This is a genomic window from Pedobacter sp., from assembly GCF_035566355.1.
Classification (GTDB): domain Bacteria; phylum Bacteroidota; class Bacteroidia; order Sphingobacteriales; family Sphingobacteriaceae; genus Pedobacter.
This window is the reverse complement of record NZ_DATMRL010000086.1, coordinates 1-9252: the sequence shown is the minus strand read 5'-3', so window position 1 is coordinate 9252 and position 9252 is coordinate 1. Positions and strand designations below refer to the sequence as shown.

Sequence of the window (9252 nt, the reverse complement as noted above, 5' to 3'; positions counted from 1 at the left end):
TTTCACCTACTGCCAGGTAGGTCCCGTACCCAAAGCGCCCGGTACGCTATTCGCCACCCACTTTGTTGCGGTACTAACTCCAACATCATGGAAAGAGTATGTGTATACCCACAAGACATCGTAAACTGTACAGGTAAGAGTTTACGCTATGCCCAAAAAGTTCTGCAAGACCTCAGAACTGTTCTTAAAAAAGAAAAACATCAATTGATTACCAAGCAGGAACTCGCTGCTTATTTAGATATTGATGAAGATAAGATCAAGCTTTTATAAGAAGGATCAGCAAAATAAAGAAAAGCTATTCAAAATTATCCATAAGATGAAACTGATCTGGTCGCAATTCACCCGCCCACCATAGAACAAACAGTGGGGTTCTGCCTTGGCTTACAACAACAGATTTCCCCGCTGGAACCTTTAACCTCAGTTTTCTACGGTGAGAACTGGCTTGAGTAACCTCTTCAATATTGCTTCGCTTTACAATAAAAGTACGACTGATAAAAAAATAGTCCTGATGAGGAAGAAGTTCAAAGGTTCTTTTATTTGTATATGGCCAAACTTCCTCAGAACCATCCTCAGAAACAGCAAAATTAAACCTTTCATGGTAGTAAAACAGCACCATATCAGGTTTAACAGGAGGAGGAAGAGATGAGCTTCTTTTTCTTTTCGCCAAAGCAACTGCTCTCCTCAGCCAGCCTCTTCTCCTTTTTACTCCACCCCCCTTTTCAACAACAAACCACTCCGGATTTGTTTTTTTGAAGAAGTATGCCGTAAAAAAGCCATTTAAACAAAGTACCATACAAGCGATGATCACAAATAATCTAGAAAAATAATTTGTATCACCAATAGGCTTCTTATAACAAGAAAAATAAACCAAAGCCATGACTATACATAGCAACAACAGGCACAGCGTTCCTATACCAAAGCGGTAAACCACCCGTAAATTGAGGTTTTTTACGTTTTTAAATTTAATAATCGGATAAGCATTCATCCAACAGGCAACGCCAATAACTAACCAGGCCATAATGGTACTCCAACCCAATGCCGGATAATATGCAGGTACAGCAAAAAGCTCAATAAAACTTTCTTCTTCCTCGTGGATTACTATTAAATGTGCGGCCACCAGAGAAACTAAAAAAGAAACAGAGATTGGTACTAAGAAAGGAGTCCATTCCTTTTCCGTAATTTGTTTGAAGAGAGAGCGACTTATCATAAGTGAAATAATTTATCACATAAAGATAACGAAGTAGATTTAATTTTCAAAAAAATATATCTGACCTCTTTTTCATTGTTCGCCCACAAAAAGTCATTGTTCACCCACAAACCACTTCCATTCTTCTTCAAAGCGAAATTTTGATCTCTAACTTCGTTCACATCAAGGGCGTGGAAGGTCCACTCCCAGAAATAAACGAAAATAATAAACATGGAAAAACAACCGCTCACAAACTCAGGATTTACAGCCATTCAAGCCGAACTTTATATCCAGTCGGATGCAGAACTGAACCTTCAGGCCGATGAAATTAAAATGGATTTTATAGGCTGGCTCATCGCACATTTTGAGCTACAACCAAGTCAAATCATCTTTCTTAGCGAAGTAGACCCAAGGGTACTCTCCTTCATTGCGGCACAAACCAGTTTTGCAGTTTCACACCGCTTGAGGATCAAATTAGACAAACCTGATAGTACCAGCCATGCAGAAAAAGGAAAAGGAAAGGTAATGACAAGCAGCAATACCTTAAAAGCATTATCAGATGATCAAGGCGACGCAGATGGCGAAGGCAGTTTAACCATACATATTCAATACCCAAGCTAGAACAGGCGGGTAAAATACCAGAGGGCGAATGCTGGTAAAACCTGCAATTCTATATAACCAAATATCTGTAGCGACGCGTAGCACAGATATTATACGTACACCTCTAAAACAAAATGTTATGAACACAAAAATCAAATCGGGCTTAATAGCTCTGGTAGTTGCGGCGGCAGCCGTAACTACCTTAAACTTTGACGCCAAAAGCGTTAACAAAAACAAAGTAACAGGGTTAACTTACCGGTACCAATTGAATACGGTAAGCGGTGCAAAAGATCCAGCCAACTGGATATTGGTCAGCAATTCCAGCCCCAGCTGTGGAATAGCAGGTGAAGTGCCTTGCAAAGTTCATTTTGATACAAGCAGCTACACGGATATCACCAATTATCTGAGTCAGTTCTCTACCGATGAACAGGTGCCTTCCGGGCCGGGCGTAATTACCAAAGAATAATTTATCCAGAAACGATATGAAAACCTTGAAATTGCATCCACTGATTGTAGATATAGCTTTGGGATTGCTCATGCTATTATTCTCTTACACCGCTATGAGCAAGCTATTGGAACAGGAAATGTTCATTTTCCAAATGAAACTCTCTCCCTTTCCAATGATGGATAAACTAGCTCCCCTACTCGCCTGGTTTTTACCCATTTCAGAATTGCTGATCGTTTGTTTTCTCTTTTTTAAAAAGTCTAGAAAACTGGGATTGATTTTATCGATAGCCTTATTAAGTGTATTTGAGCTCTACATTCTTTGGATGCTTTTTTCAGGGCTTCATTTACCTTGTACCTGCGGAGGATTAATGGCAAGGCTGAGCTGGAAAGGACATTTAACATTTAACGCCATGTTCATTCTGCTCAGCTTTTTAGCCCTAAGGCCAGACAGGCCCAGACCCAATCCGGTACACCCCTTCCAAAGAATATTCAACGCGTCGCGAAGCGAGAATAGACTATAAATAACAGAGTAATTAATTTTAAATCTAAAACAAGATGAAAAATCTTAAAACCACCCTTCTGGCACTGGCATTAGTAGCTGGTGTTTCAGGCGCATTTGTCACCAAAACAGCAAATGCTGCTTCAAATGCAAAACAAGTAAGTTATGACTGGATCCGATTTGACAGAGCTGGCAATATCACGGGTACACTCACCAACAAAACAGTTGCACAGGCACAATTGATCACTGGTTGTACAGGTTCAAACCAACTTTGTGCCTCCGCGATCTCTGGTCCGGTACTTAGATACAACTAGGTTTTGCAAATAAACTATTCCCGGCCTAAATCGGGAATAGCTTATTCATTTTACTGATTCAGATCATAAATCGTTAAATGAGGATAGGCATGCATTTTCTTTTTCAGTTCCAATCCTATAGAATTCAAATAGGCGCGCATAACCTCTATGGTTATCCCTTTACCAGATTCCAATGCTTCTTTAAAATCTTTTTCCATATCAATATTGAATTTTATGCCCGTCTCATTCACAAAGGGAGGCTGTTTGGAGAAAAAACTATAAAGGATTTTAACTACCTCATCTAATGGCTGGTTTTTGGCTATGAACTTAGAATCGTTAAATCCGTAACCCTGCTTTTCCGTTCCTTTTGTTCTTGACTGCAGTATTTTTTTATTCAATTTGGTAAGCACCCAGCATTCAGTTGGTTTCTTAGTCATTTCAACTTTTACATTAAAAAACAGGCATAACTCCTTCGCCATAATATCATAGAACTGATCGGGGTTTACCTTTCTATTGAAAAACAATTCATAACAGTAGCTATTTGCACGCTCCCATTTTTTATATTTTTCAACCCCATACTCCCTCATCTGTCCCTCCTTAGCAGGAAAAAAGAAAGAAGCAGAATCTTTAGTGAAAATATCAATAAGCTTATATTCGCTTGGGCGGGAGGTTTTCATATAAGCAGACCAGATCAAATCTGTTTTCAAAGCGTTCCAGGCCATAAATCTCGAGGTTTGACTTAAAGGATTTAAGGCCAGCGTACCCCCATTTCCAATATTCTTAAAGGGCGTAATCACAGATCGGTAAATGAAATTTGAATCGGCAGTTTTTAATGGCTTTTGCCAGTCGAAAGTTAAATCCTCATCCTTTATACTTAAGTCAACCTTCTCTTTGAGTACAAGCTCAATATTTTTCTCATTCACTTCGTAATCGTCTGTTATAGCTACAACTACGCCATTCTTATCAATCCACACATTATGAGGCACCACCTTATGGGGAAAATATTTACACAATACCGTATCTATAGCTGTAAACATAAGTTGATCATGAGTGTTTCTTTTGATAAATGTATCAACTGTATGGTCATCCTGGCTGGATACACACAGCATATTGTACTTCCCTTTAAATTTTGCTGCAAGTTTGTTTAAAACAGGCATCTCTCTTACGCAGGGTACACAATAGGTTTCCCAGAAATTGATGATCAATAAGCCGCCGCCATAAAGGTCAGAAGCCCTTCTGGTTTTAAACTCGCTATTTTTAATGTTTTCGATTAGAAAATCCGGAACCTTGTCGCCAATTTTCAAAGCTTTAATCTTTTGATCCTGCGCATATGTGCTCATAGAAAAAAGGATAATCAGTAATAGTAAAATGATGTTGGTTGTTTTTTTTAAATTCATGATGTTTTTGTTTAATTGTATCCTAAGTTTTGAATAAGCTTGTTGTTGTAATTGATTTCACTTTGAGGGATTGGAAACCATGCTGCTGTTGGCTTCCAGGTATTTTTGTAGCTCCCTAATACGGCACTGATGGTTCCTGTTCTTTTAAGATCGATGAAACGTGCGCCCCATTCGCCAAATAACTCCACCCTTCTTTCCTGAGCTATAGCCCCTAATAATTCCAGCTGATTCTCTGCCCTAGTATTCAGAAGCCCTGCCCGGTGCCTAATGACATTAAGATCTTCCTGAGCTTCCTGCAATCGCCCAAGCCAGGCACGGGCTTCTGCCCGGATCAGATACTGCTCTGATAACCTGAGTGCCATGAGATATTCCGGACTGCCGGAGCCCGCTTCTTTGTTTTTGTACTTGGCAGAATAATGATAGGTTTCTGGAACACCCGCTGTGGTAACTATACTGGTTCCAGTCCAGTTCGATTTACGTACATCGGCGGCTTCAAAAGAGGTATATAGTGCATCTGTAATGGGATAAGCGGGCAAAGAAGTATCTGAGGCGGGTAACAGGTTAGCTGATGAGCTTATAAATCCCTGCTGCGTCCAAAACTGGAGAATACTTTCCCGGCTACCTGATTTGAATACATCCGCTACCGGATCAAGAGGGAGATACAATCCAGAGCTGATAACCTGACTGGCTTCCTCCTCTGCAGCTGCCCAGTTTTTCTGGTTTAGATAGACCCGGGCAAGCATAGCCCCAGCAGCCCATTTATTTGCCCGGGTTTTACCAGGTCCAAGATACATCTCTGTTAGACCTAGCTTTGCAGCCTGCAAGTCAGTGATGATCTGCTGGTAAACCTCTCCCTGATCATTTTGCGCAGCCTGCCGGTTGCTTTTTGCGTTGGTGCTGAGCAATAATGGAACACGCCCGTACATGTTAACCAGATAGAAATACGCATAGGCTCTTAGAAACCTGGCCTCACTGGTTAACTGTGTAACTTTTGAAGCAGGAAATTCTGGCGAACTCTTTGTCTTCTCTAATAAGTCATTGCAACCATAGATAACAGCGTATAAAACCTGCCATAGGCCTAGATTAGTTGAATTGGTTACAGACAACCTACTTTGCAAAAATTCACTTTCATTTGTTCCTGTAGAGGTTACATTGAGCTCATCCGTGTACAAACCAATATTGGGGGTAAAATTAGGTTCAAAACCTCGCTCAAACTGTGCATAGAGATTACCCAGGGCGGCGGTAGCAGATGTACTATCTGCAAAGACCTTATCTGTAGTGAGCTGGTTCTTTGGATCGCCAGTTTCGATCAGTTTTTTACAACTCAGGGCCAAAAGGCCGATGAATAAAAGAAAGATATATCGTTTCATATACATATAGTTTAAAGACCAAGCTGAATGCCCAGTACAAAGGATTTTAAAGGTGGAATATTGGCATCTGCACCACTTTCAGGATCGTACAAAGCGGCATTTCTATTCCAAAAAGTCAGTAGGTTCTGCACCTGCAGATTGATCCTGAGCCGGTTCAGTTTATTCCTTTTTAACCAGCTTTCCGGCAGCCGGTAACTCAACTGAATATTTTTAAGCCTGAGATAGCTTGCTTTAAAAAAGTTGGCCGAGGAAAGGCCATAATAGAAATCACGGAATGTAGAGGCTTTAGGAATATCGGTTACATCTCCCTCCTTTTGCCAGCGCCCGGCTGCCAGGGCGAAATTATTCGTTAGGGTTCCCGGTGAGGTTAGGCTTCCAAACAGAAACTGTTTGGCAAATTGGGCAAACACATCCAGCCCAAAACCCTTATAGCTAAAACTATTGCCCAACCCACCATAATAGGCCGGGTTCTTATCTCCTATAGTCGTATAATAATTTTCAAAATCAGGATTAGAACTGCTTCCTCCGGTTTTTAAAGCATACAAAGGAGCTCCTGAAAGAGGATCGGCCCCAAGGTATTTAAAGCCTGTTGCCCTAAGGGTACTCTCGCCAACAGTTAGAAAATTGGAATAGCTGGAAGTAGCCAGGTCCGGAAAGCTGAGGAGCCTGTTTTTCAGCAAGGTAATGTTGAAATTTGTAGTCCAAACAAAACGCTCCTTTCTGATACTGTTTGTGTTCAGTTCAAACTCCCACCCGGAGTTTTTAACCTTTGCCGGAAGGTTGGCCTGATAGCTGTCAAAGCCAGTCATCAGCGGCAATGTGTAATTGACCAGCTGTTTGCCGCTGATGTTTTCAAAATGATTGATGGTAAACCGAAGCCGCTCTTTGAACAGGCTGGCTTCCAATCCTACCTCCAGTTTTTTATTGCTTTCCCATTTAAAATCTTCATTGGCAATACGTGCAGGCATTAAGCCCGCGTTTCCCTGATAGATTAAACCCGAAGAGCGGTAGGTTGAGAGGAACTGGTCGTCTGTAATCTGGTCGTTACCCGTAATTCCATAACTTGCCCGCAGCTTTGCATAGTTTATAAACGAGAGGTGTTCTGCGGCCCATTTTTCATTGCTAAATACCCAGGCTGCACCTATGGCACCAAAGTTCCCAAACTGGTTATTGGCTCCAAAACGGGAAGAGCCATCTCTTCTGGCATTGAGGTTAAGGAGATACTTATCATCGGCATTATAGGTGATCCTGCTAAATACCGAAACGTATTTATACACCAGATCAGTGTAGTTGGCATTTAACTGCCCTGCAGAACTCATGTCTTCCAGCATGCTTTCGCTATTAAAGTTTGTGGCTGTAATCAAATGGTTCTCTTTTGTTGAATTCAGCCAGGTTCCACCGATCAGAATGCCGATGGCAGATTTTTTGATTTTGAACGTATAGTCCAACTGGGGTTCCACAATGATGCTCCGGTTGGTGGTATTGCCAAAATAAGTATAGCTTACCGGCGAGGCATTAGGGTTTCTTGCTGATTTGGGGTTAACCATCACCTGGGTCATTCCAAGTGTATTCAAACCAATATTTGCCTTTATATGCAGCCCCTGGAGGAGTTCATAGCCTATAGTGGTATTGGAGAGGACGTTGTCTATTTTAGTTTGGCTGGTATTCTGAATAGCCGCCAGCGGATTATAACCCAATGCCCAGTTTAGACTGCCATTCAAGTCGCGCAGTGGAAAATTTGGAGGTAAAAGCACAAAACTGGAAAAAGCTTCCCTTGGGTTTACCCCCTTGTTTTCTTCTTTGGTATAGGACAATGAAGATTGTATACTGAACCGCTCATCTGCAGAGTGGTGATCAAGGCTTAAGCGCGTACCGCCCCTCTTGTAATCGTTGTCTCCCATCAGTACAGAAGTTTCGTTCCTGTAATTTGCCCCTATAGAAAAGCGGTTTTCCATCGTTCCTCCAGACACCGTAGCGTTGATCGCAGTAGTTCTGGCGGTATGCCCCATCACATATTTTGCCCAATTGGTAGACATTTTGTTATCCCAAAGGGTTAAATCAGGTGCATAGCTGTAAGATGTAGGATTGGAAGATGGTGTTAATCCATCATTTTTAAAGGCCTCACGCCGGATATTCAGGTAATCATCCAGCCCCAGGAGTTTTGGCATATTGGCCACCTGTGAAAAGCCCTGAGCAATATTCACATCGGTTTGAACACTGCCCACCTTAGCTTTTTTAGTGGTGATCAGTACGACCCCGTTTGCGCCCCTGCTACCATAAATGGCCGTAGCGTCCGCATCTTTAAGCACGTTGATGCTTTCTATATCGCTGGGATTGATGGAGTTTAATGGACTGATTTCTCCCACAATACCTTCTCCCCCTAAAGGAGAATTGCTCACTAAAGAAGATCCGGGAAAAGGCACCCCGTCTATAATGTATAAAGGATTGGTTCCGGCGGCAATGGAGCCTTTGCCCCTGATCTGGATATTGATGTTCCCTCCAGGCAGGCCATTAGTAGTTTGTACAAATACACCGGGCATTTGGCCGGATAGCGCGGAGAGTACATTAGTCACGGGCTGGTTTTCGATTTGTTTGGCGGTAATGGTAGAGACGCTTCCGGTGTTTAGCCTTTTGGTGGTTTCTCCGTAGCCAATGATTTGGACCTCGTTTAAATTGTTGTCTTTAGGCTCTAGTTCAATAACGAGCGGTTCTTTTAAGGGCATCCTGATTTCCAGGTATTCTGTCTGGTAGTTTTCCAGGAATACGGCGACCCTGTAGCGACCGGCTGGAAGGTCTAAGGGAAATTCGCCTTGTTTATCCGTGAAGAGCGTGAGCGCGGTATTGATGTTTTGAATTGCGGCGCCTTCCAGCGGCTCGCGCGTTTTTAAGGAGATGACTTTCCCTTTAACCAGGCCCTGTTTAGAGGACGGTGGCGGGTTTTTCTGCTGGGCGCTGGCCGGAAAATTTAGGCAAAGCGCGGCCAATACGATGGTTTGAATCGTTTTCTTCATGTGATATGTTGGTTAGTTGTTTTTTTTCTCTTTTCCTAGGATTGCTGTTTAGTGTAGTTCATGTACATGGTCTTTAACAGTTCATCCAGGCTTTCATAAAAAGAAAGCAGGTTGAACCATTCATTTGCACTTAGTATCTCTGTGCGATTGGCTACCGTACTGAGTTTAAATAGCTGCCATAGTAAGGATCCGCATTCATCCAGGTCGTAGTCTTTAAAGAAACCGATGATCCCGGGATGGTTAAAGCATGTACAATTGTTCGTTTTCTCCATAAAAAGAGGGTAAGCATTTGGATTTTTTGTTGATGATGAGTTGAATTCCGGGGCGAAGTTCCTGCCTGCGCAGGAATGAGGGGCTCATGATGGAGCTAATCTGGGGGACAGATGATGAGGGCGAGAATGTTCTTTAAGCAGGGAAATTTGGTTGGTTGCATATTCTCATTTTTAGTT

10 protein-coding genes are annotated in these 9252 nt (G+C 42.2%); 5 read left to right on the top strand and 5 right to left on the bottom strand.

Annotated elements, in window-relative coordinates; translation table 11 throughout:
* On the top strand, positions 1-270 hold a 270-nt coding region (locus VNZ46_RS03290; RefSeq protein WP_325558658.1), incomplete at its 5' end, for a hypothetical protein.
* Positions 271-295: 25 nt separating this feature from the next.
* Here the strand turns inward: VNZ46_RS03290 and VNZ46_RS03285 are convergent.
* Positions 296-1207: a LytTR family transcriptional regulator DNA-binding domain-containing protein gene (locus VNZ46_RS03285; protein WP_325558657.1), complete on the bottom strand. Its 912-nt coding sequence runs from the start codon at positions 1205-1207 to the stop codon at positions 296-298.
* 210 nt (positions 1208-1417) lie between these two features.
* On the opposite strand from VNZ46_RS03285, the gene VNZ46_RS03280 reads away from it, so the two are divergent.
* The 4 genes from VNZ46_RS03280 to VNZ46_RS03265 all read left to right on the top strand — a co-directional run bounded on the left by VNZ46_RS03280 (position 1418) and on the right by VNZ46_RS03265 (position 3046).
* Positions 1418-1807, top strand: a complete 390-nt coding sequence (locus VNZ46_RS03280) for a hypothetical protein (RefSeq protein ID WP_325558656.1) — start codon at positions 1418-1420, stop codon at positions 1805-1807.
* 118 nt (positions 1808-1925) lie between these two features.
* A complete protein-coding gene (locus VNZ46_RS03275; RefSeq protein ID WP_325558654.1) occupies positions 1926-2252 on the top strand; it encodes a hypothetical protein in 327 nt (108 codons plus the stop codon).
* Positions 2253-2268: 16 nt separating this feature from the next.
* Positions 2269-2754: a MauE/DoxX family redox-associated membrane protein gene (locus tag VNZ46_RS03270; protein ID WP_325558652.1), complete on the top strand. Its 486-nt coding sequence runs from the start codon at positions 2269-2271 to the stop codon at positions 2752-2754.
* Positions 2755-2788: 34 nt separating this feature from the next.
* Positions 2789-3046, top strand: coding sequence for a hypothetical protein (locus tag VNZ46_RS03265; protein ID WP_325558650.1), 258 nt, complete (start codon positions 2789-2791; stop codon positions 3044-3046).
* 50 nt (positions 3047-3096) lie between these two features.
* On the opposite strand, the gene VNZ46_RS03260 is transcribed toward VNZ46_RS03265, so the two are convergent.
* Genes VNZ46_RS03260 through VNZ46_RS03245 form a run of 4 tightly spaced genes read right to left on the bottom strand, consistent with a single transcriptional unit; the run spans position 3097 to position 9075 of the window.
* Entirely contained in the window at positions 3097-4422 is a 1326-nt protein-coding gene (locus VNZ46_RS03260) for a TlpA disulfide reductase family protein (protein ID WP_325558648.1), read from the bottom strand.
* A gap of 11 nt (positions 4423-4433) precedes the next feature.
* Complete coding sequence (locus tag VNZ46_RS03255; protein ID WP_325558646.1) at positions 4434-5792, bottom strand: RagB/SusD family nutrient uptake outer membrane protein; 1359 nt, start codon at positions 5790-5792, stop codon at positions 4434-4436.
* An 11-nt stretch (positions 5793-5803) separates the two neighbouring features.
* Entirely contained in the window at positions 5804-8803 is a 3000-nt protein-coding gene (locus tag VNZ46_RS03250) for a SusC/RagA family TonB-linked outer membrane protein (protein ID WP_325558644.1), read from the bottom strand.
* 35 nt (positions 8804-8838) lie between these two features.
* Positions 8839-9075 (bottom strand): hypothetical protein, encoded by a 237-nt coding sequence (locus tag VNZ46_RS03245; protein ID WP_325558643.1) that lies wholly within the window; start codon positions 9073-9075, stop codon positions 8839-8841.
* Positions 9076-9252: the final 177 nt, after the last annotated feature.